This window comes from Rhodococcus sp. SORGH_AS_0303, assembly GCF_030819335.1.
Classification (GTDB): Bacteria; Actinomycetota; Actinomycetes; order Mycobacteriales; family Mycobacteriaceae; genus Rhodococcoides.
The window spans coordinates 3,105,289-3,130,693 of record NZ_JAUTBO010000001.1 but is presented as its reverse complement, the minus strand read 5'-3'; the positions used below and the strand labels follow the sequence as shown (position 1 = coordinate 3,130,693).

At 69.2% G+C, this 25,405-nt stretch carries 23 protein-coding genes; 14 read left to right on the top strand and 9 right to left on the bottom strand.

Annotation, left to right across the window (positions count from 1 at the left end; translation table 11 throughout):
• Window positions 1-64: 64 nt before the first annotated feature.
• Together QE449_RS14640 and QE449_RS14635 are read left to right on the top strand one after the other, a co-directional pair.
• Window positions 65-691 (top strand): TetR/AcrR family transcriptional regulator, encoded by a 627-nt coding sequence (locus QE449_RS14640; protein WP_307109038.1) that lies wholly within the window; start codon window positions 65-67, stop codon window positions 689-691.
• 103 nt (window positions 692-794) lie between these two features.
• Window positions 795-1,826: a beta-ketoacyl-ACP synthase III gene (locus QE449_RS14635; protein ID WP_027503832.1), complete on the top strand. Its 1,032-nt coding sequence runs from the start codon at window positions 795-797 to the stop codon at window positions 1,824-1,826.
• Window positions 1,827-1,831: 5 nt separating this feature from the next.
• On the opposite strand, the gene QE449_RS14630 is transcribed toward QE449_RS14635, so the two are convergent.
• Genes QE449_RS14630 through QE449_RS14605 form a run of 6 tightly spaced genes read right to left on the bottom strand, consistent with a single transcriptional unit; the run spans window position 1,832 to window position 12,657 of the window.
• Window positions 1,832-2,542, bottom strand: a complete 711-nt coding sequence (locus tag QE449_RS14630; RefSeq protein ID WP_307109037.1) for an AAA family ATPase — start codon at window positions 2,540-2,542, stop codon at window positions 1,832-1,834.
• A gap of 10 nt (window positions 2,543-2,552) precedes the next feature.
• Window positions 2,553-6,347 (bottom strand): multifunctional oxoglutarate decarboxylase/oxoglutarate dehydrogenase thiamine pyrophosphate-binding subunit/dihydrolipoyllysine-residue succinyltransferase subunit, encoded by a 3,795-nt coding sequence (locus tag QE449_RS14625; protein WP_307109036.1) that lies wholly within the window; start codon window positions 6,345-6,347, stop codon window positions 2,553-2,555.
• A 36-nt stretch (window positions 6,348-6,383) separates the two neighbouring features.
• A complete protein-coding gene (locus QE449_RS14620; protein ID WP_307109035.1) occupies window positions 6,384-10,244 on the bottom strand; it encodes an ABC transporter ATP-binding protein in 3,861 nt (1,286 codons plus the stop codon).
• The gene (locus QE449_RS14615) at window positions 10,241-11,020 is read right to left on the bottom strand and encodes an ABC transporter permease (protein WP_037183839.1); all 780 of its coding nucleotides are present in this window, start codon (window positions 11,018-11,020) and stop codon (window positions 10,241-10,243) included. Before QE449_RS14615 ends, QE449_RS14620 begins: the two co-directional genes overlap by 4 nt.
• Complete coding sequence (locus QE449_RS14610) at window positions 11,017-11,967, bottom strand: ATP-binding cassette domain-containing protein (protein WP_222627359.1); 951 nt, start codon at window positions 11,965-11,967, stop codon at window positions 11,017-11,019. Before QE449_RS14610 ends, QE449_RS14615 begins: the two co-directional genes overlap by 4 nt.
• A 3-nt stretch (window positions 11,968-11,970) precedes the next feature.
• Window positions 11,971-12,657, bottom strand: coding sequence for a hypothetical protein (locus QE449_RS14605; RefSeq protein ID WP_222638143.1), 687 nt, complete (start codon window positions 12,655-12,657; stop codon window positions 11,971-11,973).
• Window positions 12,658-12,731: 74 nt separating this feature from the next.
• Between QE449_RS14605 and QE449_RS14600 the strand changes: the two genes are divergently transcribed.
• The 11 genes from QE449_RS14600 to QE449_RS14550 all read left to right on the top strand — a co-directional run bounded on the left by QE449_RS14600 (window position 12,732) and on the right by QE449_RS14550 (window position 19,418).
• Window positions 12,732-13,580: an AraC family transcriptional regulator gene (locus QE449_RS14600; protein WP_307109034.1), complete on the top strand. Its 849-nt coding sequence runs from the start codon at window positions 12,732-12,734 to the stop codon at window positions 13,578-13,580.
• Entirely contained in the window at window positions 13,577-13,996 is a 420-nt protein-coding gene (locus QE449_RS14595) for a glyoxalase/bleomycin resistance/extradiol dioxygenase family protein (protein WP_056442557.1), read from the top strand. Before QE449_RS14600 ends, QE449_RS14595 begins: the two co-directional genes overlap by 4 nt.
• A gap of 141 nt (window positions 13,997-14,137) precedes the next feature.
• A complete protein-coding gene (infA, locus tag QE449_RS14590; RefSeq protein WP_005140011.1) occupies window positions 14,138-14,359 on the top strand; it encodes a translation initiation factor IF-1 in 222 nt (73 codons plus the stop codon).
• Between the two features lie 99 nt (window positions 14,360-14,458).
• Window positions 14,459-14,572, top strand: a complete 114-nt coding sequence (rpmJ, locus tag QE449_RS14585) for a 50S ribosomal protein L36 (RefSeq protein WP_009679193.1) — start codon at window positions 14,459-14,461, stop codon at window positions 14,570-14,572.
• Between the two features lie 173 nt (window positions 14,573-14,745).
• Complete coding sequence (rpsM, locus tag QE449_RS14580) at window positions 14,746-15,120, top strand: 30S ribosomal protein S13 (protein ID WP_027503825.1); 375 nt, start codon at window positions 14,746-14,748, stop codon at window positions 15,118-15,120.
• Window positions 15,120-15,533, top strand: coding sequence for a 30S ribosomal protein S11 (gene rpsK, locus QE449_RS14575; protein ID WP_027503824.1), 414 nt, complete (start codon window positions 15,120-15,122; stop codon window positions 15,531-15,533). Before rpsM ends, rpsK begins: the two co-directional genes overlap by 1 nt.
• Before the next feature lie 20 nt (window positions 15,534-15,553).
• The gene (rpsD, locus tag QE449_RS14570) at window positions 15,554-16,159 is read left to right on the top strand and encodes a 30S ribosomal protein S4 (RefSeq protein ID WP_027503823.1); all 606 of its coding nucleotides are present in this window, start codon (window positions 15,554-15,556) and stop codon (window positions 16,157-16,159) included.
• A 114-nt stretch (window positions 16,160-16,273) separates the two neighbouring features.
• A complete protein-coding gene (locus QE449_RS14565; RefSeq protein ID WP_027503822.1) occupies window positions 16,274-17,335 on the top strand; it encodes a DNA-directed RNA polymerase subunit alpha in 1,062 nt (353 codons plus the stop codon).
• A 39-nt stretch (window positions 17,336-17,374) separates the two neighbouring features.
• Complete coding sequence (gene rplQ / locus QE449_RS14560) at window positions 17,375-17,962, top strand: 50S ribosomal protein L17 (protein ID WP_027503821.1); 588 nt, start codon at window positions 17,375-17,377, stop codon at window positions 17,960-17,962.
• 62 nt (window positions 17,963-18,024) lie between these two features.
• Window positions 18,025-18,864: a tRNA pseudouridine(38-40) synthase TruA gene (gene truA / locus QE449_RS14555; RefSeq protein ID WP_307109731.1), complete on the top strand. Its 840-nt coding sequence runs from the start codon at window positions 18,025-18,027 to the stop codon at window positions 18,862-18,864.
• Window positions 18,865-18,875: 11 nt separating this feature from the next.
• Entirely contained in the window at window positions 18,876-19,418 is a 543-nt protein-coding gene (locus QE449_RS14550) for an NADPH-dependent FMN reductase (RefSeq protein ID WP_307109033.1), read from the top strand.
• Here the strand turns inward: QE449_RS14550 and QE449_RS14545 are convergent.
• Window positions 19,383-21,023, bottom strand: coding sequence for a type VII secretion protein EccE (locus tag QE449_RS14545; protein ID WP_307109032.1), 1,641 nt, complete (start codon window positions 21,021-21,023; stop codon window positions 19,383-19,385). The genes QE449_RS14550 and QE449_RS14545 overlap by 36 nt on opposite strands.
• A 116-nt stretch (window positions 21,024-21,139) precedes the next feature.
• On the opposite strand from QE449_RS14545, the gene eccB reads away from it, so the two are divergent.
• Window positions 21,140-22,528 carry a type VII secretion protein EccB gene (gene eccB / locus QE449_RS14540; RefSeq protein ID WP_307109031.1) on the top strand — a complete coding sequence of 463 codons (1,389 nt, stop codon included), beginning with the start codon at window positions 21,140-21,142 and terminating at the stop codon, window positions 22,526-22,528.
• Here eccB and mycP read toward each other — a convergent pair.
• Together mycP and eccD are read right to left on the bottom strand one after the other, a co-directional pair.
• Window positions 22,513-23,832, bottom strand: a complete 1,320-nt coding sequence (mycP, locus tag QE449_RS14535; protein WP_307109030.1) for a type VII secretion-associated serine protease mycosin — start codon at window positions 23,830-23,832, stop codon at window positions 22,513-22,515. The two genes, eccB and mycP, sit on opposite strands and share 16 nt — an antisense overlap.
• A 44-nt stretch (window positions 23,833-23,876) precedes the next feature.
• A complete protein-coding gene (gene eccD, locus QE449_RS14530; RefSeq protein WP_222627346.1) occupies window positions 23,877-25,355 on the bottom strand; it encodes a type VII secretion integral membrane protein EccD in 1,479 nt (492 codons plus the stop codon).
• Window positions 25,356-25,405: the final 50 nt, after the last annotated feature.

Below are 25,405 nucleotides of genomic sequence, written 5' to 3'. Positions count from 1 at the left end.
CAGACTAGGTCCTTATTGAGCGCAGGTCAACAGTTACTGACGAACGTTCAGTAGTATGGAGCGCATGGACAGCGTGAAGCGAACGCGGCTCAGTCCGGAACAGCGGCGGGCCCAGCTCATCGACCTGGGGGTCGAGATGCTCTCGGAGCGCACGCTGGACGCCATCTCGGTCGAGGACATCGCCGACCAGGCGGGCGTGTCGCGTGGGCTGCTCTTCCACTATTTCTCGTCCAAGCACGACTTCCACGTCGCGATCGTCGAGCACACCAGCCGACAGATGCTCGACGCCACCGAGCCGCCCGTCGGGCTCGACCCGTTGACGACGCTCGCCGTGGCACTCGCGTCCTACGTCGACTACGTCACCGAGCACCGCTCCAGCTACGTCTCGCTGCTGCGCGGCACCGCGAGCGGGGATCCCGACATGCGGGCCGTCTTCGAGCGCACCCGCGACGTCATGGTCGAACGGACGGTGTCGCAGCTCCCGCTGCTCGGTGTCGAGCGCACCCCGCGGATCGCGCTGGCCGTCCGCGGCTGGGTGGCGTTCTGCGAGGAGGTCACCATCACCTGGCTGAACCAGGAGGACCTCAGCCGGGACGAGCTGATCGAACTGCTGGTGCACGCGCTGCCTGCCGTGGCGCTGCCGACGGCGGACACGACCGAGTTGTCGTGGGCGAGTGCCGACGCGGGATGACACCTCGAGCGACACCCCCTTCGATCGACGGGTCCGCACCAGTAACGTGAGGGCGTACACCGGCGCACGAGCGGCGGTCGGCAGCACGAGAGGACGGCCTTCGATGGGCGCGCAGATCAGTATCCCGACCGAGACGCGACACTCGGGAATCCTGGGTATCGGGGCCTACCGGCCCGAGCGTGTCGTCACCAACGAGGAGATCTGCAAGACCATCGACTCGAGCGACGAGTGGATCCGTACCCGTACGGGCATCGAGTCCCGCCGTTTCGCCGGGGAGAACGAGAACGTGGTCTCCATGTCGATCGAGGCCGGACGCCGCGCCCTCGAGAACTCCGGCGTGGATGCCGCCGAGATCGGCTGCGTCATCATCGCGACGTCCACTCACCTGCTGCTCACACCGCCCGCCGCGTCGATCATCGCGGACGCACTCGGCACCGGTGGCCCCGGCGCCTTCGACCTCGGCGCGGGCTGCGCGGGCTTCTGCTACGGCCTCGCACTCGCCTCGGACATGGTCCGCGCGGGCACGTCGGACAAGGTGTTGGTCATCGGCACCGAGCACCTGAGCGTCACGACGCGACCCGACGATCGCGGCACGCGCATGATCTTCGGCGACGGTGCCGGCGCCATGGTCGTCGGCCGCACCGAGGAGCCCGGCATCGGACCGGTCGTCTGGGGTTCGGACGGCTCGCAGGCCGACGCCATCAAGCAGGACAAGGACTGGCTGCAGTACTTCGCGGACCTGAAGGAGGATCCGAACGCCGATCGTCCGTGGATCGCGATGACCGGTATCGCGGTCTTCCGCTGGGCGGCGTTCGAGATGGCCAAGGTGGCGCGCGAGGCCCTCGACAAGGCAGGCGTCAAGGCCTCCGAGCTGGACGTCTTCGTGCCGCACCAGGCGAACTCCCGCATCACCGATCTGCTGGCGAAGAGCCTCGAGCTCGCCGAGGACATCCCGGTGGCACACGACATCGCCGAGGCCGGCAACACCTCGGCCGCTTCGATCCCGCTCGCGGTGGAGGAGGTGCTGCGCACCGGCAAGGCGAAGAAGGGCGACACCGCCCTGCTGCTCGGTTTCGGTGCCGGCCTGTCGTTCGCCGGCCAGGTCGTCACGTTGCCGGAGGCCCCGACCGCCTAGGCGTGTCAGAGGTGGCGCAGGAACCGGGCGGGGGCGTCGAAGAACGCCGACCAGTCCTGGACGACCTGCGCCTCCTCCCACGTCGTGGACGACAGACCGTCCTCGCCGAGTTCGAGCAGGCGTGCACCCGGCATGGCGGCGAGCACCGGCGAGTGCGTCGCCATCACGATCTGTGAGCCCTCCTCGACCAGTTCCTTCATCACCGAGATCAACGCCAGACACGACTGGAACGACAAGGCCGCCTCGGGCTCGTCCATCAACCAGAGTCCGACTGCGACAGGGCGATCCGCGACATAGCGCAGAAACGACTGTCCGTGGGACAGCGCGTTGTAGACGACGTCGGTGTCGCGGACTCGCCGTGCGTCCGCGGACTCGAACAATCCGTGCATCGTCTCGGCGCGCAGGAAACACCCGCCCTGCGGCCGCGGTCGGGCACCGTGGCACGTCAGGTGCTTGTGCAGGTCGGTGTCCTGCGCCCCGCCGCTGGGTGACCACATCGCGTCGGCCGCACCGAGACCGAAGGCCCAGCACGCGGCCAGCGCCTCCATCAGCGTCGACTTCCCGGTTCCGTTCTCCCCGACGATCACGGTCACGGGACTGTCGAAGTCGAGCCCGGTGCGCACGATCTCGGCGACCACGGGTACCTGCAGATACCACGAAGCCGGGTCGAATCCCCTCCGTGGAGTGAACTCGACCCGGCTCAGTGGCAGCGTCACAGGTGAACGGTCACCCGTTGAAGGCCGTGTCGATGATCTCGGCCTGCTCGACCGCGTGGACCTTGCTCGAACCCGACGACGGTGCGGACATCGGACGCCGCGAGACGCGCTTGATGCCGGACAGACGCTCGGGCAGCAGCTCCGGGAACGCGAGACCGAACGTCGGCCACGCACCCTGGTTGGCCGGCTCCTCCTGGACCCACCGGTACTCGGTGGCGTTGGGGTAGCCGTCCAGCGCCTCCGCGATGCGGCGGCTCGGGATCGGGTAGAGCTGCTCGACCCGCACGATGGCGACGTCGTCCCGCTTGTTCTTCTGCTTGAAGGCGAGCAGCTCGTAGTACAGCTTGCCGCTGACCATGAGCACCCGCTCGACCTTCTTGCGGTCACCGTCGCCCGAGTCGTAGGTGGGCTCGTCGAAGACGGAGTGGAACTTGCCGTCGGTGAAGTCCTCGATGTTGCTGACCGCAGCCTTGTTGCGCAGCATCGACTTCGGGGTGAACACGACCAGGGGCCGCTGGATGCCGTCACGTGCGTGACGACGCAGCAGGTGGAAGTAGTTCGCCGGCGTGGACGGCACCGCGACCGTCATCGATCCCTCGGCGCACAGCTGCAGGAACCGCTCGATGCGTCCCGAGGTGTGGTCGGGGCCCTGGCCCTCGTGGCCGTGCGGCAGCAGCAACACGACGTCGGAGAGCTGTCCCCACTTGGCCTCACCGGACGAGATGAACTCGTCGATGATGGACTGGGCACCGTTGACGAAGTCGCCGAACTGCGCCTCCCACAGCACCAGCGCGTCCGGGTTGCCCACGGAGTAGCCGTACTCGAAGCCGACCGCCGCGTACTCGCTCAGCGCGGAGTCGTAGACCAGGAACTTGCCCGGATCGTCGCTGCCGAGGTTGTGCAGCGGCGTGTACTCCTCACCGGTCTTGCGATCGATGATGACCGAGTGCCGCTGCGTGAACGTGCCGCGACGGGTGTCCTGCCCGGACATGCGCACGAGCTTGCCCTCGTCGATCAGCGTGCCGAGTGCGAGCAGCTCGCCGAACGCCCAGTCGACCTTGCCCTCGTAGGCCATCTCGCGACGCTTGTCGAGGACGGGCTGCACGCGCGGGTGCACGGTGAAACCGTCCGGGACGTTGACGAACGCGTCGCCGATACGGTGCAGAACCGACTTGTCGACCGCGGTGGTGAGCTTGGCGGGCAGCTGCTGGTCGAGCTCGACGGACTCGCTCGGCTCCGGGGTGTACTTCTCGAGTTCGCGCACCTCGTTGAAGACGCGTTCGAGCTGGCCCTGGTAGTCGCGGAGTGCGTCCTCGGCCTCCTTGAGGCTGATGTCGCCACGACCGATGAGCGACTCGGTGTAGCTCTTGCGGACGCTGCGCTTGGTGTCGATCACGTCGTACATCGCCGGCTGCGTCATCGAGGGATCGTCACCCTCGTTGTGGCCGCGACGGCGGTAGCAGATCATGTCGATGACGACGTCCTTGTGGAACTTCTGACGGAAGTCGACCGCCAGTCGAGCCACCCAGGCGCACGCCTCCGGGTCGTCGCCGTTCACGTGGAAGATCGGTGCGCCGATCATCTTCGCGACGTCGGTGCAGTACTCGCTGGAGCGCGAGTGCTCCGGCGCCGTCGTGAAGCCGACCTGGTTGTTGACGACGATGTGCACGGTGCCGCCGGTGCGGTACCCGCGCAGCATCGCGAGGTTCAGCGTCTCCGCCACCACGCCCTGGCCCGCGAAGGCCGCGTCGCCGTGCAGCATGAGCGGCAGGACGGAGAAGCCGTCGGACGAGTCGCCCTTGTTCAGCATGTCCTGCTTGGCGCGGACCAGGCCCTCGAGGACCGGGTCGACCGCCTCGAGGTGCGAGGGGTTGGCCGTGAGCGACACCTTGATGTCGTTCTCGCCGAACATCTGGATGTAGTTGCCCTCGGCACCGAGGTGGTACTTCACGTCGCCCGACCCGTGTGCGGCGGCCGGGTTCATGTTGCCCTCGAACTCGGTGAAGATCTTCGAGTACGGCTTGCCGACGATGTTGGCGAGCACGTTCAGGCGTCCACGGTGCGGCATGCCGATGACGACCTCGTCGAGGGCGTGCTCGGCGGACTGGTCGATGACCGAGTCCATCATCGGGATGACGGACTCCGCGCCCTCGAGCGAGAAGCGCTTCTGTCCGACGTACTTCGTCTGCAGGAACGTCTCGAACGCCTCGGCCGCGTTGAGCTTGCTGAGGATGTACTTCTGCTGGGCGACCGTCGGCTTGACGTGCTTGGCCTCGACGCGCTCCTGGAGCCACGCCACCTGGTCGGTCTCGAGGATGTGCGTGTACTCGATGGCGGCGTGACGGCAGTAGGAGTCGCGCAGCACGCTGAGCACGTCGCGCAGCTTCATCTTGTCCTGGCCGTGGAAGCCGCCGACCTGGAACTCGCGGTCGAGGTCCCACAACGTCAGGTCGTGGCTGATCACGTCGAGGTCCGGGTGCATCCGGAACTTGTCCTTGGTGAACATCAACGGATCCGTGTCGGCCATGAGGTGGCCACGGTTCCGGTAGGCCGCGATGAGCTCGAGGACGCGCGTGTTCTTGTCGACGCCGCCGGTGGGCAGGTCGCGACGCCAGCGGATCGGCTCGTAGGGGATGGCCAGACCGTGGAAGATCTGGTCGTAGAACTCGTCGCTGATCAGCAGGTTGTGGATCGTGCGAAGGAAGTCGCCCGACTCCGCGCCCTGGATGAGGCGGTGGTCGTACGTCGAGGTGAGCGTCATCAGCTTGCCGACGCCCATCTCGGCGATGCGCTCCTCGCTGGAGCCCTGGAACTCTGCGGGGTACTCCATGGCGCCGGCGCCGATGATGGTGCCCTGACCGTTCATCAGACGTGGAACCGAGTGCACGGTGCCGATGGTGCCCGGGTTGGTCAGCGAGATCGTGACGCCGCTGAAGTCGGCGGCGGTGAGCTTGCCGTCGCGCGCACGACGGACGATGTCCTCGTAGGCAGTGTGGAACTGGTTGAACGTGAACTCCTCGCACCCCTTGATCGCGGCGACGACGAGTGACCGCGAACCGTCCTTGCCCGGCAGGTCGATGGCGAGGCCGAGGTTGGTGTGCGCGGGGGTGACCGCGTTGGGCTTGCCGTCGATCTCGGCGAAGTGCCGGTTCATGTTGGGGAACGACTTGACCGCCTGCACGATGGCGTAGCCGAGCAGGTGAGTGAACGAGATCTTGCCACCGCGGGTGCGCGCGAGGTGGTTGTTGATCACGAGACGGTTGTCGATCATCAGCTTCGCGGGGATGGCGCGCACGCTGGTGGCCGTCGGGATCTGCAACGAGGCGGCCATGTTCTTGGCGACCGCGGCCGAGGCGCCGCGGAGCACCTTGGTCGTGTCCTCCTTCGGCGCGTCCGACTCCGGCTGTGCGGGCGGCACGGCCGCGAACTTCTTCTCTGCCGGCCCGGCGGCGGCGGTCGACTTCGCGGGGGCAGCTGTGGTCACGGGCTTGGTCTCCGCCTTCGGTGCCGGCTTGTCGGTCTTCGCGGCGGCCGGCTTGTCGGCCTTCGGCGCGGCAGGCTTCTCCGCCTTCGGCGCAGCAGGCTTGTCCGCCTTCGGCGCAGCTGCCTTCGCGGAAGCGGGTGCGGCTGTGGTGGTCTCGGTGTCGGTGGCGGGATCGCCGCTACCGTTCTGCTCGGGCGTGTAGTCGGCGAGGAACTCGTGCCAGCTCTCGTCGACCGACGACGGATCGGTCTTGAAACGCTGGTACATTTCGTCGACCAACCACTGATTCTGTCCGAACTGTGTTGTAGAGCTGCTGCTCACGGCAGGTGTTCGCCTCGTTTCCTTCTTCGTTCTCGCTCAGCGCACGGCACGATCAAGGTTAGACCTTTCGGTCCGCGGCCGTGTGTCCGGATCACCCTTGTGATCGGCTTCACCGGTGTGTGGCGTGGTCGTGCCGTCGCCGGGTGCGTGACCCGCGCCACTCGCAGCCGTGGTACGTCCCTCGGTGGTTTCCCAGAGTTCGGCGTAGAAACCGTCCGAGCGCACCAGGTTCTCGTGGGTTCCGCTCTCCACGATGCGCCCGTCGTCGACCACCACGACGAGATCGGCCCGCGCGGCGGTCGCGAGGCGGTGCGCCACGATCACCGATGTCCGACGGGTGGTCACGGTGCGGCCGGCGTCCAGGACGGCTCGTTCCGTCGCCGGGTCCAGGGTCGCCGTCGCCTCGTCGAGCAACAGGATGTCGGGATCGACCAGCTCGGCGCGCGCCAGCGCCAGTAACTGCCGGGTTCCCGCCGCGAGGCCGCGGCCACGTTCTCCGACGGGCGTCGCCATGCCGAGAGGGAGTGTGGCGATGGCGGGCAGTGCCCCCACGGCGCGGGCCGCGCTCTCGATGTCGGCGCGCGTCGCGTCCGGACGCCCGAAAGCGATGTTGGAAGCGATGGTGCCGCTGAAGAGATGCGCCTCCTGCGGAACGACTCCCAGACGTCGGCGGTAGTCGCCGAGCGGGTACGACCGCACGGGCACGTCGTCCACGACGACGTCCCCGGTGGTCGGGTCGTAGAACCGCGCCATCAACTTCACGATGGTCGACTTGCCGGCGCCGGTGCGACCCACCAGTGCCACCGTCGATCCCGCCGGAACGTGCAGGTCGACCGACGTCAGCGCATCCCGCGGAGCCCCGGCGTAGCGGAAGGTGACGTCCTTCAGCGCGATGTCGCCGCGCAGTCGCGGTGGGACCGAGACCGGCGTCGACGACCCGGCCTGCTCGATCGAGCTGCGGGTGCGCAACAGGTCACCGATGCGAGTGAGACCCACGGACGCCTGCTGATAGCCGTCGAACACCTGGGACAACTGTTGGATGGGGCCGAAGAGCAGACCCAGGTACAGCACGAAGGCGACGAGGGCGCCGGCCGAGGTGCGCCCGTCGGCCACGCGGTACGCACCGACGAGGACCACGGCGGCGAGGGCGAGGTCCGACAGGAACGCGATGAACGGGAAGAACACCGAGATGGCCCGTTGCGACCGCATCCGGCTGCGGCGGTACGACTCGGAGCGGGCGAGGAACGAGCGTGCCGCAGCCGTCTGATGCCGGTACGCCTGCGTGACCCGTAGTCCGGTGACGTTCTCCTGGAACTCCGCGTTGACGGCCGAGATGCGCTCGCGTGACGTCGAGTACGCGCGAGCGGAGATGCGGCGGAACACCAGCGTCGCCACCACCAGGATCGGGACGACCGACAGGGCCACCGCGGCGAGGACGCCGTCGGTGAGGATCAAGGCGGCCGACACGCCGACGATCGTCAGGAGGCTGACGACGGCCGTCGAGAGACCCGTCTGCATGAACGCCGACAACGCGTCCACGTCGGTCGTCATGCGGGTCATGATCCGGCCGGACAGTTCTCGCTCGTAGTAGTCGAGGCCGAGACGCTGCAGGTGCGCGTAGCTGCGGACGCGGAGCCCGAAGAGCACGCGCTCACCGGCCCGCGCGGTCACCACCGTCATGGTGCGGACCACGAGCCAGTCGACGATCACCAGCGCCAGCGCGATGCCCGACACCGCCGCGAGGATTCCGGTGGACCTCTCGGCGACACCGTGGTCGACGGCGAACCGCACGATCGACGGGAAGGCGATGGTGACGGCCGAGTCGAACGCCAGGCAGACCATGACCACCGCGAGCAGTCCGGCGACGGGGGCGAGGGTGCGCCGCAGGGTGAACGTCGACTCGTCCCGCCGAGCCGTCGCGGTGTCGACGCGCGGGTCCTCGTCGGCCGGGGCGAGTCGGGTCAGGATCTCGGTCATGGCCTCGGTGGGCACGGCGCCGCCGAGTGACGACGCCATGTGACCGCCCGGGCCGGGAGGGCCGCCGGCAGCCGCGCCGTCCGCGCTCGCGCGGGAGGCGGGTGAGGACGCGAACTCGGTGGAGTCGCCGTCGTCCGGCCACAGCGAGTCGGCGGACACGTCGTCCTGCGCCGGCTCGGACTTCTCGCCTGCGCCGGACATCAGCGCGCGGAACAGGGGGCAACGCTCGTCGAGTTCGGCCTCGGTGCCGATGTCGACGATGCGCCCCCGGTCCAGGACGGCGACGCGATCGGCCAGCGCGAGCGTCGACCGGCGGTGCGCGAGCACCACCGTCGTCCGGCGTGGACCGGAACGCAGCCGGTCGAAGATCGCTGCCTCCGTGCGGGCATCGACGGCCGAGGTGGCGTCGTCGAGGACCAGGACGCGCGGGGAGGACAGCAGGACCCGCGCGAGCGCGATGCGTTGGCGTTGGCCACCGGACAGCGAGAGCCCGCGCTCACCCACCGTGGTGTCGTAACCGTCGGACAGGTCGCGGACGAAGTCGTCGGCCATGGCGCGCGTGGCCGCGTCGCGGACACTCGCCTCCGACGCGTCGGGGGCACCGAGGGCGATGTTGCGCGCGACGCTGGAGGAGAACAGGAACGGATCGTCGAACGCGACCGACACCGCCGCGCGGAGGTCGTCGGCGGACAGGTCGGCGATGTCGACGTCGCCGTTCTCGGACGTGAGCACGATGCTGCCCGACGACGGTCGGTAGAACCGCGGCAGCAGCATGGACAGGGTCGACTTGCCGCTGCCGGAGGGGCCCACCACCGCCACCGTCTCGCCCGGCGCGACCGTGAGGTCCAGTCCGTCCAGCACGGGGGCGTCGGGGTCGAAACCGAATCGGACGTCGCGCAGACGCAGGCCCAGTGGTCCGTCCGGGATCGGTACCGGATTCTCGGGTTCCTCGTGCGCCGGCCGGGTGTCGATGACGCCGTACACCCGTTCGACCGCGGCACGGGACAGCTGGGCCATGACCACGACGGACGTCAGTGTCCGGGTCACGGCGGCCATCGTGGCGACGTAACTCGCGAAGGCCAGGAACGTGCCGACGGTGATGGAACCGGACAGAGCCGACCACCCACCCAGGGCCACCACACCCACCAGACCGAGCTGCGGCAGCGCCGCTATGCCGGGGGCGAATCGGGAGTTCACGACGGCGGCGCGCAGGCGCTCGGCGTACAGCCGCCGGCCGATGCGCTCCAGCGTGTCCACGGCACGCGATTCCTGGCCGAAGCCCTTGACCACGCGCACACCGGTGACCGTCTCCTCCACGTGCCCGGCCAGTTCCGCGGCCTGCTGCTGGGCCGACCAGGTGGCCGCGTACAGCGTGGGGCGCATGCGGACCACCAGCACGCTGATGGCCGGTACGACGGCGAGCGCCACCAGGGTGAGCAGCGGCGACAGATACGCCATCACGCCGAGAGCCAGGACGAACTGCAGCAGGGCGCCCGCCGACAACGGGACCATGGCGAGCAGACCCTGCACCAGCTGCAGGTCGGTGATCGAGCGCGACACCACCTGACCGACCTGCACCTCGTCCTGCCGCTCGCCGTCGAGGCGGTGCAGCGACGCGAGCAGGCGCTGGCGTAGTCCGTGTTGCACGTCGATGGACAGGGCGCCGGCGAGGAGGCGCCGCCCGAACTGGCACGCGAAGCGGACGACGGCCAGTCCCGCGATGGCCGCGGCGATGGTGGCGATGTGGTCGGTGCGGCTGGCCGACGCGCCGTCGACGGCGGCGCGGGTGAGGAGGGGGAACATGATGTCGATGGCAGCGGCCACGAAGGTCACCGCGAGTGCGCCCACCGCGACGCGGCGATGAGCGAAGCAGTCCGACGCCAGCCTGCGGATCCACCCTCGCGAATCGGGAGTGCTCACGTCACGTCTCGGCGAGTGGTGCGCAGCCACCCGGCTCCGGCGATGCCGATGGTCCACAGCAGCAGTCCGATGACGGCAGCGGAGAACGGAAGCAGCATGTCGCCGTCCGTCCCCTTGTCCGCTGCCATGATCGCGACGGTGGTGGCTCCGGGGAGCAGGGCGGCGACCGCCTCCGCGCCGATGCCGCTGAGCACCGCGATCACGACGAGCTCTCCGATCGGTAGCCACGCGACCACGACGATCGCCGCGATGGCAGGGGAGCCGGTGAGCAGCCCGAGGCCGCAGCCGAGGACACACCACAGCGCGGAGACGACGATGCCGAGAAGACAGACCGCGATCACCAGTCCGTCGTCCACCACTGTGTTGCCCCCGAACAGTGCGAGCGACGCCACGCTGACGAGGACGGACACCACGGCGTACGCGGCACCGACGGCGGCCGAGACGAGAATCCTGGCGGCCACCACCTGACCGCGACGCGGCGCGGCGAGGAAGGTCGTGGACGCGGCGCCGTGGCGCAGGTCGGTCGCGGCGTGCACCGCGCCGAACACGGCGGCGAACAGCACCGACACGCCCACGGTGACGTACAACCCGATGAGAGCGGCGACGCGATTGGCGTCGTCGACGCCGGTGAGCGCGTCCGACGACGCGATGGCGGCGTACACGGCGCTGGCGAATCCGCCGATCAGCACGGGCGGTAGACCCAGTGCCCACCACGACCGCAACGATCCGACCCGGCGGATCTCCGCTCGGAGCAGACCGCCTGCCGTGGGGCTCATCGCCGAGCTCCGGTGAGGGCGGGATGCGGACCGACTGGGGTCGTGAGGGACAGGTAGATCTGCTCGAGGTCCACGGCGGACACCACGGTTCCGTGGACGGTCACCCCGGACGCGTGCGCCGTCGACCGGATCACGGCCTCGCCGACACCGGTGACCACGAGTCGGCCGTCGGGACCCAGCACGGCGTCGGTGTGGCCGGACGCGGCGAGGCCCAGTGCCAGGGCGGCGGGGTTCGAACTGTGCACCAGGATTCGGGCGGGACGGGTACCGCGGAGCTCACCGATACTGCCGTGGAAGACGACCGAGCCGCGGTCGAGGATCACGACGTGGTCGACGACCGCCTCGAGCTCGCGAACGACGTGGCCGGACACCAGAACGGAGCCGCCCGCACGAGCGAATCCGCGCAGGAAGTCGCGGAGCCACACGATGCCGCCGGGGTCGAGACCGTCGGTCGGCTCGTCCAGCACGAGGATGCGAGGTGTGCCGAGCAGTGCCGCCGCGAGCGCGAGGCGCTGCCGCATCCCGAGAGAGAACTCGCCGACGCGGCGACCGGCGACGTCGTGCAGACCGACGAGTGCGAGCACCTCCTCCACACGGGAGTCGGCGACACCGAGGACGGGCGCGAGAGTGCGCAGGTGTGCGCGCGCCGTGCGGCGGGGGTGCGCGCCGCCGCCGCCGAGCACGGCACCGACGGCGCGGCCCGGCTCGACGAGTGCCGCGTACGGCAGGCCCTCCACCAGCGCCGCACCCTCGTCGGGCTGTACGAGCCCGAGGAGCATTCGCAGCGTGGTCGACGTGCCGGAACCGACGGGTCCGAACAACCCGGTCACCGATCCGCGCGGTACGACGAACCCGATCCGCGCGGCGGCGACCGCGGTTCCGTACGTCTTGGTGAGGTCACGCGCCTCGAGCGCGTGTCCGGGGCTCGTCTCGGTGGTGACGTGCACGCGTCAGGCGTCCGGCTCGACGACGCCCGGTGCGTCCTGCCACCGCGCCGGCGGCGGCCCGAAGGCGTCGCGTGCATTGGTGACGACGCCTTTGCCCAAGGCGCGGTTGCCGGCTCCGCCGATGACGGCTCCGATGCCCGCGGGCAGCAGCGTGCCGAGCATGACCGCCCCTCGCTTCGCGGCGTACTTGGCGACGAACTTGCGGACGAGCCGCTTGTTCAGACTGCCGAGGTTCGCGCCGGGGATCCCGGCGGTGAGCACGCGGCCGACGTTGCCGCGGCCCAGTGTCCTGCCGACGATCTCCCGGCCGGACTCACCGAGAGCGACCGCCAGCACCAGCGCACGCCGCTGTTCGTGGTCGTGCACGGCGATGCCGTGAACAGCGGCCACCGACAGGGTGAGCAGTGCGGAGGCCTCGACGAAGAAGGCCGTCTCGGTGCCGACGGCAGCGACCGACGCGACGGTGCCGATGCCGGGCACCGCGGCGGTGGCCCCGGCAGCCCCGCCGCTTCCCGTCACGGCGTTCAGGAACGTCTTCTCCAGGCGACCGATGATCTGCGCCGGCGGCTCGGTGGGATGCGCGCGGCGAATTCGCCAGACGTACTTCTCGACGGCGGGGCCCTGCAGTCGGCTCCCGTTGTCGAGGATCGACACCAACGCCTTCTCGACGCGTCCTGGATCCTCGGCCATCGATCGGTCCTCCTCGTCCGCAGCGTGTGCACGAATGCCGTGCGGCCTCGCTCGTACCGTTCTACCGTGTGCCCATGACAGCCGTGTCGGACGGCGCGACCGCGGTGCCGTCGCGGCCACTCCGCGGCCTCGTGCGTCGCTACGAGGGGTACCGCCTCTCCGGCTTCGCGCCGGGCTCGCACGTCGGCATGCCGTCCGTCGACCTGACGATCATTCTGCCGATCGGGCCACCGCTCACGATCTCCCGCACCGCGATGGCGGATCAGCGGCCGGGGGAGTTCGGTGCCCTCGCGTCGGGTCTGGGGACCGAACCCGTCGTGATCGAGCACGACGGCGAGCAGCACGGTGTCCAGATCACGGTGACGCCGGCGGGGTGCCGCGCGCTGCTCCACGTCCCGCCCGCCGAGTTGCGCCAGTACATCGTGCCGTTGGAGGACCTGCTCGGGCGCGATGCCGCTCGGCTTCTCGACGGCGTGCACGCAGCGACCGGATGGCGTGAGGCATTCGCGCTGCTGGACCGCACGCTGTGCGCGCGACTGGGCCGGGCCCCGCAACCGGATGCCCGGCTGGAGCGGGCGTGGGCGCGGACCACCGGTCCCACCGCGATGTCGGTGGAGCAGGTCGCCGCGGAGGTCGGATGGAGCCGTCGACGCCTCGAGACCGCGTTCGCCTTCGAGTACGCCGTCACGCCGCGGGACGCGGTCCGGCTGGGGCGGTTCGCCCGAGCGCACGCGATGCTGCGGGTGGCCGAACCGCCCCGGCTCGCCGAGGTGGCGTCGGTCTGCGGCTACTTCGACCAGGCACACATGGCACGGGACTGGCGCGCGCTGGCGGGATCGGCGCCCTCGGTGTGGCGTGCGAACGAGGTGTTCGCATCCGTACAAGACGAGCGCACCTCCGCGGCGACAGGATCGACGGCATGACCGAGACACAGCACACCGAGACCACCCCGACCGTCGTCTGGCCCGCACTCCGCTACGACGACGCGCGTGCCGCGATCGCCTTTATCGTCGACGTCCTCGGCTTCACCGAGGCCGCCGTGTACGGCGAGGGGGAGCGCGTCGACCACGCCGAGCTCGTCCGCCCCGGCGGCGGAGCAGTCATGCTCGGCTCGGCGCGACCGGACAGCACCATCGCGGGCCTGCCGCCCGGAGTCGGCGCCGTCTACGTTGCCGTGGGACAGGACGAACTGACGCGACTGCACGATCGCGCGCGCGAGGCCGGCGCCCGTATCGTGGAACCCCTGCGCGACGAGGACTACGGCGGCCAGGGTTTCACCTGCCTCGATCCCGAGGGAGTGCACTGGTCCTTCGGCACCTATCGGGGCCATTCGGGCTGAGGGTGCTCCGCGCCTGTGGACGGCTGGTTTGGCCTGCTCGCTCCGACCAGGTAACATGGAACGTCGGTGCGTTCACGCGTGCCTGCACGAAGTGTGGTTACGAGACGTCAATCAGGTGTGCAAACCAGGATCGCGGAGGATATGGCAAAGAAGGACGGCGCAATCGAGGTCGAGGGCCGAGTAGTCGAACCCCTGCCCAATGCGATGTTTCGCATCGAGCTGGAGAACGGTCACAAGGTGCTCGCTCACATCAGCGGCAAGATGCGGCAGCACTACATCCGCATCCTCCCCGAGGATCGCGTCGTGGTCGAGCTGTCTCCTTACGACCTGACACGCGGGCGGATCGTCTACCGCTACAAGTAGTCAAGAGTCCCCGGTTCCTCGCGAGCCGGGGATCAACCATGTCCGAGGTTCGACGCGTTCGCGCGTGATCCTCGGACGCGACCAGGAGATCGAAAAGACGTGAAGGTCAAGCCGAGCGTCAAGCCGATCTGCGAGAAGTGCAAAGTGATCCGCCGTAACGGCCGGGTCATGGTGATCTGCGACAACCTGCGCCACAAGCAGCGTCAGGGCTGATCAACCCCCCTCTCGAAGATCTACTTGGCTCCACATGCCAGAAGAAGACCTCCCAGCACCAGCTGCCCACACGCGGGTAGTACACCCCCGGCCGCGGAGGCCGGGGCCCCGAGCACCACATGTATGGGGACGGACTGGGAGCAGACCTCCGCACGAATGAAGGAAAACGCCACATGGCACGTCTAGCCGGTGTGGATCTTCCGCGCGAGAAGCGCATGGAGATCGCACTCACCTACATCTACGGCATCGGCCGTACCCGTTCGCAGGAGATTCTCTCCGCCACGGGCGTCAGCCCCGATCTCCGGAGCAAGGACCTCACCGACGAGGACCTGACCAAGCTCCGCGAGTACATCGAGGAGTCGCTCAAGGTCGAGGGCGACCTGCGCCGCGAGGTGCAGGCCGACATCCGTCGCAAGATCGAGATCGGCTGCTACCAGGGCCTTCGCCACCGTCGTGGTCTGCCCGTCCGTGGACAGCGCACGAAGACCAATGCGCGCACCCGTAAGGGACCGAAGCGCACCATTGCCGGCAAGAAGAAGGCGAAGTAATGCCCCCGAAGTCACGCACCTCCGGTCCGAAGAAGACCCAGAAGACGCGCCGCAGGGACAAGAAGAACGTCCCGCACGGCAGCGCTCACATCAAGAGCACGTTCAACAACACGATCGTGTCGATCACCGACCCGTCGGGCAACGTCATCTCGTGGGCGTCCTCGGGCCACGTGGGCTTCAAGGGCTCGCGCAAGTCGACTCCGTTCGCCGCTCAGCTCGCTGCCGAGAGTGCCGCGCGCAAGGCGCAGGAGCACGGCGTCAAGAAGGTCGACGTCTTCGTGAAGGGTCCCGGCTCCGGCCGCGAGACCGCGATCCGTTCGCTCCAGGCGGCAGGCCTCGAGGTCGGCACCATCTCCGATGTCACCCCCCAGCCGCACAACGGCTGCCGTCCGCCCAAGCGCCGTCGCGTCTAGCGGGAAGGAAGTAACAGAACATGGCTCGTTATACCGGACCCATCACCCGCAAGTCGCGTCGACTGCGCGTCGACCTCGTCGGAGGCGACCAGGCCTTCGAGCGTCGCCCGTACCCGCCCGGCCAGCACGGCCGCGCGCGTATCAAGGAGAGCGAGTACCTGCTCCAGCTGCAGGAGAAGCAGAAGGCACGCTTCACCTACGGCGTCATGGAGAAGCAGTTCTCGCTGTACTACAAGGAAGCGAACCGCCTCAAGGGCAAGACGGGTGAGAACCTGCTCCGCATCCTCGAGACGCGTCTCGACAACGTCGTCTACCGTGCGGGCCTCGCTCGCACGCGTCGTCAGGCACGCCAGTTGGTCACGCACGGCCACTTCTTGGTCAACAACAAGAAGGTCGACATCCCCAGCTACCGCGTCTCGCAGTACGACATCATCGACGTCCGCGAGAAGTCGCTGAGCACGCTGCCTTTCCAGATCGCCCGTGAGACCTACGGCGATCGTCCCGTTGCCGGTTGGCTGCAGGTCGTTCCGAACCGTCTCCGCATCCTGGTCCACCAGGAGCCGGAGCGTTCGCAGATCGACATCCCGCTGACCGAGCAGCTCATCGTCGAGTACTACTCGAAGTAGGGCGCTTCGCGCCCCGTGCGCCTTTTGCGTATCTCCGGATACGCACAAGGCGCACGGGGCCGTAGGCCACATCCCGAGCGTCAAATAGCGGACGCTCTTCCCAGGAGGACATCAATGCTCATTTCTCAGCGACCCACGCTGACCGAAGAGGTCATCGCTGACAACCGCTCGAAGTTCGTCATCGAGCCCCTCGAGCCTGGCTTCGGGTACACCCTCGGCAACTCGCTTCGCCGCACGCTTCTCTCGTCGATCCCCGGCGCTGCTGTCACCAGCATCCGTATCGACGGCGTTCTGCACGAATTCACCACGGTCCCCGGCGTGAAGGAGGATGTCACCGACATCATCCTGAACCTCAAGGGTCTCGTCGTGTCCTCGGAAGAGGACGAGCCGGTCACCATGTACGTCCGCAAGCAGGGCCCCGGCACTGTCACTGCAGGCGACATCGTTCCTCCGGCCGGCGTCACCGTGAACAACCCGGATCTGCACATCGCGACCCTGAACGACAAGGGCAAGCTCGAGATCGAGCTCGTCGTCGAGCGTGGCCGCGGATACGTTCCGGCTGTTCAGAACAAGGCGTCGGGCGCCGAGATCGGCCGTATCCCGGTCGACTCGATCTACTCGCCCGTGCTGAAGGTGACCTACAAGGTGGAGGCCACCCGCGTCGAGCAGCGCACCGACTTCGATCGGCTCGTTCTCGACGTGGAGACCAAGAACTCCATCACCGCGCGGGACGCGCTCGCCTCGGCGGGCAAGACCCTGGTCGAGCTGTTCGGGCTTGCCCGTGAGCTCAACGTCGAAGCAGAAGGCATCGAGATCGGACCCTCGCCCGCCGAGGCCGATCACATCGCATCCTTCGGTCTGCCGATCGAGGATCTGGACCTCACCGTCCGGTCCTACAACTGCCTCAAGCGCGAGGGTGTTCACACCGTCGGCGAGCTGGTCGGCCGTACCGAGTCGGATCTGCTGGACATCCGTAACTTCGGACAGAAGTCCATCGACGAGGTCAAGGTCAAGCTGCACTCGCTCGGCCTCTCGCTCAAGGACAGCCCCGCGACGTTCGATCCGAGCACTGTCGCCGGATACGACGCCGCCACCGGTACCTGGAGCGACACCGACACCGCCGTGAGCGATGCCGACGGCGCCGAGCAGGACTACGCCGAGACCGAACAGCTCTGACGCACTCGCGTCCCGAGCTCTTGATCAGGAGAGATTGACATGCCCAAGCCCACCAAGGGTCGCCGTCTCGGCGGATCGGCGTCGCACCAGAAGGCGATTCTCGCCAACCTGGCGACGGCGCTGTTCGAGCACGGACGGATCACCACCACGGAGTCGAAGGCCAAGCGCCTCCGCCCCTACGCCGAGAAGATCATCACGCACGCGAAGGCCGGCTCGCTGGCTCACCGTCGTGAGGTCATGAAGGACATCCGCAACAAGGACGTCGTTCACACTCTGTTCGCAGAGATCGGCCCGCACTTCGCCGAGCGCGCAGGCGGCTACACCCGCATCATCAAGACCGTCCCCCGCAAGGGTGACAACGCTCCTCAGGCCATCATCGAGCTCGTTCGCGAGCAGACGGTGTCCAACGAGGCGGACCGTGCTCGTCGTGTCCAAGCATCGCAGGCCGCGCCTGCCGCCACGAACGACGAGACCGCCGCTGACGAGGCTGCATCCGATCAGAACGTCGTCGAGGCCGTCGAGGCCGAGGCAACCGACGCTCAGGTCGAGAATGCAGACGCCGTCATCGAGGGTGTCGAGGCAGAGGACGCTCACGCGGCCAACGCCGATGAGGCAGACAAGAAGTAAGAGTGTCCTCGGACTCTCTGGGCGAGCCCGTCACCCCTTCCGGGGGTGGCGGGCTCGCCCGTTTGCGTCTCGATGTCGCCTACGACGGCACTGCCTTCGCCGGCTGGGCTCGACAGCGCGACCAACGGACCGTGTGCGGTGTGCTCGAGGAGCGACTGTCCGCCATTTTCGGTACCCCACTCGAGCTCACCGTGGCCGGGCGGACGGATGCCGGCGTGCACGCCGAGGGCCAGGTCGCCCACGTCGACGTGCCGCGAACCGCGTTGGCCCGCATCGATCCTCGCGATCCCGACCGCGCACCCGACCCGGCGTTGCTGGTGCGGCGACTCGCGCGTTTTCTGCCGACGGACGTCCGCGTCCTGCGTGTGACGTTGGTGTCCGACGATTTCGACGCCCGGTTCTCCGCACTGCGGCGGCACTACGAGTACCGACTGTCCACCGCGCCCTACGGAACTCCGCCCCTCCGAGCGGGTTTCGTGGTGCCGTGGACCCGCACACCCGACGTGGCGGCGATGCAGGAGGCGTCCTCCACTCTCGTCGGCCTCCACGATTTCGTCGCGTTCTGCAAGCGCCGTGACGGCGCCACCACCGTGCGGGAGCTGCAGCGCTTCGACTGGGTGCGGGACGGCGACGATCTCACCGCGCACGTGAGCGCGGACGCGTTCTGCTGGTCGATGGTGCGTTCCCTGGTCGGGGCGATGCTGGCGGTGGGCGAAGGACGCCGGGACCTCACGTGGGTACGCGGCCTGTTGTCCAGCGATGCCAGGTCCAGCTCGATCACCGTGGCCCCTGCTCACGGACTGTCGCTGGTGCGCGTCGACTACCCGGCCGATACGGAGCTGGCCGATCGCAGTCGCACGACCCGGGCAACGCGGTCGTTGCCCGGTGCCTGCTGCGGCTAGCCTCTTCAGACATGGCTCCTGTTCTCGGCGTGATCATCGGCTCGGTCCGGACGGGGCGTGTCGGCCCCACAGTGGCTCAGTGGTTCGTGCGCCGCGCCTCGGCGGACGGGCGATTCGAGGTCCGGGTACTCGACCTCGCGGATGTCGTTCTGCCGATGGATCTCTCGGGTGGCCCCGGTGTCGACGAGCTGATGCGCTGGGTGGACGGCTGCGATGCCTTCGTGCTCGTCACTCCCGAGTACAACCACGGTTACCCGGCATCGCTGAAGTTGGCACTGGACTCGGTGAAGCTCGAATGGCGTGGCAAGCCGGTGGGTTTCGTCTCCTACGGCGGCACGGCCGGGGGAGTGCGCGCCGTGGAGCAGCTGCGTCAGGTGGTCGCGGAGTTGCACATGGCCCCCGTGCGCGACGCCGTGCTGTTCGCCCGAGTGAAGAAGGCGTTCGACGCGCACGGTGAAACGTCCGACGGTGCCGCGATCGATGGCGCACAGCGGATGATCGATCAGTTGCTGTGGTGGTCAGAGGGCGCCGGTCAGCCCTACCCGCGCGGCTGAGCCCGGTCGTGGGAGACCCCGCGGTCGACCGATGGCCTCGGTCTCGGCCGCGGTGGTGACGAGCCGCAGGGTGATGCTCCGCGACGCCATCGTCAGGGACACCTCGTCGGTGACGTCCAGGGACTGGTCGATCACGATGTCGGTCCCGCCGGTCGACGAGGCAGGGTTTACCCGCAGCACCGTTCCCGGTACCGGAGTCGGTCTGTCTCCGGCATGATCGGCGACCACCAGATCCACCGCGGTGCCGGACTCGACGTCCGACACGGGAGTCACCACCGAGAGGGTGCCCGAATCCGCCACCGCGACGGCGAGATGGCGCCATGCATGGGGTCGGTCGGTCATCACCAGGACCACCGCACCGACGGCCACGGCGCGGAAGACGATCTGGTGGACCACGTACAGCTCGCCGTGGACGTCGACGGTGTCGACGTCCTTCCCGAACACACGTGCGGTGACGGTGGTTCCGTCGGAGTCGACACCGACGACCTGACCGCATCCCGCGACCGGCAGCACGAGGGTGCTCCACTGCGCTCCCTCGACGGGGTGCGTGGGCGTCGCCGGCCGGGCGGTCGACACGAGGACGTCCTCCAGGCCCTGTCGATGCAGGCCGTCGAGCGTGCTGGATCCCGCGACCCGGATCGATCGGCGCTGCGGCGATTCGGCCGACAGGTAGCCGTAGGTCGCCGTCGCTTCGGTGGTGGTCGAGAGGGCCGCCCGGACGGCGAGACTCGTGACGTCCGCGTCGTGATCGCCGATCGAGTCGACCGCCGCCGCGGTCCAGGCGGACGGTGCGAGCCGCCGTGAGCACCAGGTCGATCCGCCGAGCCGGGCGAAGCGCCACTGCGGACGGACGTGACGCAGGGGAACCCCACTCGTCACCAGAAGATCCGCCGCACGGATCTGATCGGCGGTGAGAAGGCTGCCCACGAGACCGTGGGTGCGCAGGACGTGCTGCAGTCGGGCCATGGTCGTGGCGAGCATCTGCACCGACCCCGCAGCAGTTCCGCCCCGACGCGCCGCGGCCGTCTCACCCTCGTGGACGTCGGTCGAGAGGGAGAGGAAGGTTTGCCGCCGCGCCACCGACGCGAGCGGTCCGGCCATGGACAGGTAGGAGTCCGCGGCGCGGCGACCCCGTGCCGGACGCGTGCCGACGGAGGTGACACCTAGGTGGGTGGGCGCGTCCGTGCCCTGCGACAGTCGGTCGACGAGGTCGAGGAGCGGCACCACGGCATCGGGTGTCGCACCGCGTGAGCCGACCGTCGACCATCCGGCCGCAGCCGGTTCGACGTGGAGTTCCGCGACGATCGTCAGGTCGGATCCGTTCCACACCACACCGATCGGACCGCCGGGACGATCGAACGACAGCACCGTGCGCGCGGGTACCGGTCGATGCGCGAGAAGCCGTGGCCACGCCGAGAGGTGACCCACGACAGGACGCCCGTCCCGGGGTAGGCAGAGTCCGATCACGACGACCACTGCGGCCGTGATCGCCCATCGCGCAGGCACTCCCGACGTCGTGAGCGCGACGGCCACGCCGAGCGCCACTGCCTGCGACACCACGACGTCGCGTGCGGCCGTCATCCCCGGGCGAGTCTCGGACACCATGGCTCCTTCTCTGCGGTCGATGTACTGTGCCCTCACGCGGGACCCCTCCATCGGGTCCGGCGTGTCCGGCGGGGGGCCGGGCCGCGTCGCCGCGGCACCGAGGGCAGGGGATATCGATGGCAGGAACACCGACCACGCGATGGCAGATCGGTGCGCATCGGTTCTCTGTGAGACGGCTCGATCACGCACTGGTCCTGGGCGACACGTCGATGCGGCACGAACCGCTGCGATCGACGGCGCGGGCCTCCGCGGTCGGCGTCGTCGTGGCGGTCCTGATCCTCGCCGGTTGCGCCGCGCTCGCCTTCGTCCGACCGGCCGCACGTATCGGTGATGCCGTGATCGTGCTGGACGACGAGAGCGGCGCTCTGTACGTCGTCGAGGACGACACGCTCCACCCCGCGTCCGATCTGGCGTCCGCCCGGTTGTTCGCCGGTCGGCCGGACGAGCCCACCGCGGTCGGTCCGGACGAGATCGCTCGACGCGCCCGAGGCGCCGCGATCGGTATCGGCGGTGCGCCGCAGGCGCTTCCGGTCACGACCGGTGCGATGGTCTGGTCCGTGTGCGAGGAGTCGGACAGCGGCACGACCGATGTGACCGTCGAACCGGTGGGGACGCAGTCCGTCGCACCGCGTCGCGCACTCGACCCCGACGACGCGCTGGTGTGGCGTCGGGACGGCGTCGACTACCTGGTGCACGGACAGGTGCGCGCACGGGTGGACCTGCAGAACACCGCCGTGACCCGAGCCCTCGGCCTGGAGGACGCGGTACCCACTCCGGTGTCGGCGGGGCTCTTCGACGCGGTGCCCGAAGCGCCGGAGATCGTGACCCCCACGGTGATCGGGTCGGGCGCTGCTGCCCCGTACCCGATCGGGGGTCGGCCCGTCGGATCCGTGGTGACGGTCGATCTCGGGGATCGCAGCGAGCACTACGTCGTTCTGCAGGACGGCGTGCAGGCGATCGGAGCGGCCACCGCGCAGCTGCTGCGCTTCTCCGATTCGGCCGGCCGGGTGGGTGTCGACGCCGTCCCGCCCGATGTGATCGCTCGGGCTCCGAGAACCGCTGCACCTCTGGCGGTCGACACGTTTCCGGAGCGACCACCGATCATCGTGACGGGCGGCGACGCCACCTGCGTGGAGTGGGTCGGGCCGGACGAGTCGACGGGGCGCGGGGCGCAGACGAGGATGACGATCGGTGCGACTGCCGACGCGCGCGCCGTGACGCTGGCCGGGGCGGACGGTGCAGGGGATGCGCTGGACACCTTCTTCGTGGCACCGGGGTCCGGGCTGTACGTCGCCACCACCGGGCAGGCCGCCGACGACCCGCGCCGCGATTCCGCCTTCTACGTCGCCGACACGGGAACCCGCTTCGGCGTCCCGTTCACGCAGGACGCGGAGGCACTCGGACTCGGCGATCCGGCACCGGCGCCGTGGCCCGTCGTGGGACTGCTGCCGACCGGTCCGGCGCTGACCGTCGATGCGGCCCGTGTGGGTCACGACGGGTCCTGACGCCGGACCACCGCGCGTACCGCCAGTGCGCCGGACACGAGCAGCAGGATCCCGACGGAGGACGCCAGGGCGAGTAGTGCGTCGCGACGGTCGGTGACCGGCGGTGTCGTGCGCGGGGACAGTCGCACGGACGCGTCGTCACCCCGTGCGACCGCGCTGCCCGTCACCGCCGCCACCGGATCCAGACTGCCGTGGCCGACAGCCGAGTCCCAGTCACCTGCCGGTGAGTGCGCCGTCGTCACGATGCGGTCGATGACATCTGCCGCGGACAGCTCCGGATGACGCGCCCGCACCAGGGCGGCCGTCGCGGAGACGAACGGTGTGGCGAAACTCGTTCCCGTGAAGGCTGTTCGGCGCCCCTCGTCGTCGAGGGTGCCGTCGGCCAGACCGGTACCCGTGGCACCGAGGGACGTGACCTCGGTACCCGGAGCCGCGACGTCGACCCACGGCCCGTTCAAGCTGAACGACGACGGCCGCCCGTCCGGGTCCAGCGATCCCACGGTGAGGACGTACTCGTCGAACCACGCCGGCGACGCGAGAGTCACCGGCAACGCCGTGTCTCGTCCGTCGATGCCGCGGATGAGGTCGTTCTGCGTCCGGCACCGACGGCCGTCCAGATTCCCTGCAGCCGTGACGATCACGGCATCCCTGTCCACCGCGGCGTACCGCACGGCGGCTCCCAGTGCGCCGTCGCCCATCGACGATCCAGCGCTCGCACAGGCGACCTCCGAGATGTTGACGACGTCCGCGCCCGCGTCGACAGCGGTGCGGATCGCCGCAGCCATCGACTCGACGTCGCCGTACCCCGCCGAGGTGGAACCGTTCTCGTCGGCCTCCCGCTCGGAGGACGTCGCGGCGAAGGCTGCACTGGACTGACGAATCGAGAGGATCGTGGCGTCCGGCGCTCCGCCGGCGAAGCCGGATCCCGCGACCGACCGAGCAGCGATGAGTCCGGCGACGACGGTGCCGTGTGCATCGCAGTCCTCGAGCCCGTCGCCCGTCGAGACGTAGTCGCCGCCGGCTCGCAGAGTCGGGAGGAGCGGATGTGGTGCGACCCCGGTGTCGATGACGGCGATGATCTGACCTGCGCCTCGGGTGAGGCCCCACACGTCCGAGAACCGGAGCGTCCTCTGAGCCGCGGGTACCACCGCCGTCACGGGCGCCTCGGAGACGGCCGCGCACCGGGTGCGCTGCTCGGTCGGTTCGGACGGGGCCGCGGCAGCCTGCTCGGGGAGCAGTCCGGGATCGATCAACGGTGTGTCTGCGGTTGCCGTACCCGCCGTGGGCAGGGCCAGAACGACCATTGCTGCGACGAGACATGCGGTCACCCCTGGTCGTCGCTGAGCCGTCACAGGCCGCGCGCTGCCGAGTAGGCCCCGACGACGAGACAGACGAGAGGAACGATCGAGACCACGACGGCCAGTTCGGCCAGTTCGGCCGCCCGGCGCGCGACGGGGGAGAATCGCCGACCCGGCGCGACGACACCGATCAGGATCGCGAGGACGCCGACCGCCACCGCAGCCCCGGTCCACCACGGCCACAGGTCGGCACGTGTGGACGCACCGACTGCGAGGACGACGAGGACGACCGCGACACCCGCGGTGACAGCGACGGCGCAGCGCAGACGATCGACACCCACGCGGCCCCGGCAGCACAGGACGGAGGCGATCGCGGCAGCGGCAGCGAGTCTGCCCGGATCGACGGTCGCGGCGATGTCGTGCGTGGCCACGACGATCGCCCCCATCGAGGCGAGCAGGGACAACCCCGTCGTGTAGCCGGTCAGGTACTGCTGAGCTGTGCGAGCACGTTCCGCGACGACGTCGACGTCGGCGAGAGCGGACTCGTGTGCGGCGACGAGGGCGGCTTCCGACGGCCGCGTCGGCGGTCCCTCGTGTCCCGGGTGGTCGAGACGAGCGCCGGCATCGGCGAGTGGTACCGGGGGAAGGCGTATTCCGGCTCGTGCGGCCGACAGTCGCGGGGCGCGGGTGAGCGCCAGGGTGCACACGCCGGCGGTGACCGCCGCGATCGTCACGGTGGGCACGTCACTCAGCGCCTCGACAGCAGCGGCGACGGCGCCCACGAGGCTCACGGTCGACACCGCGGTGAACGTGGCGCGTCCCTCGCGGCCGGCGACCATCGAGGTGACGACGGACGCCGCCGCGCTCAGCGCGAATCCGAGCACTGCGTCGGCCGCGGCATCCTGGCCGGGAACGAGCATCGTGCCCGCGGCGAACGCGAGGAGACACCCGGTCGACCTGAGACCGAAGCTCAGGGCCGAGGGGACGCGCGCCGCGGTGCACACACACGCGGCCACGACGGTGAGCAGCGCGAGGACGGCGAGACTCGCTGCCGCAGGGACTCCGCTCGTTCTCGTCGCGGTCCATCCCGCGGTCGCCAGTGCCGCCGTCGACACGACGGTGGCTGCGACGACCGAGTCGGACCGGGTCCACGAGTGGCCGTTGCAGAGAACGGCCACCGCCTCCGTCAGATCGTCGAAGACCGGCGGTGAGGACTCTCGTCCGCGGTGGAGAACCAGCACGTCGCCGTCCCGAACACCGTTGTCCAGCAACGAGAGACGCGCGTCGAGCGGCACTCCCACCATCGTCGAGAGCGACCGTGGGCCCGGCGAACGATCCGAGTCCGCGCGCTCGTCGATCAGCGCCGTCAGAGCGGGCACCGTCGCGGCGACGGCGACTCCGCCGGGAACCGAGACGTCCACCTCGACGTCCCCCGTGATCACGGTGATGCGCAGCACGGCCGGCTCGATCCGGCGTACCGCGGATTCGCGCGTCGTGGACAGCGGCGCAGCGGTCGGCGCGATGGTCATCGAAAGTCCCCCCGAACTCTCTCCCCGCGGTCGCACCGCGGGTCGTGCGA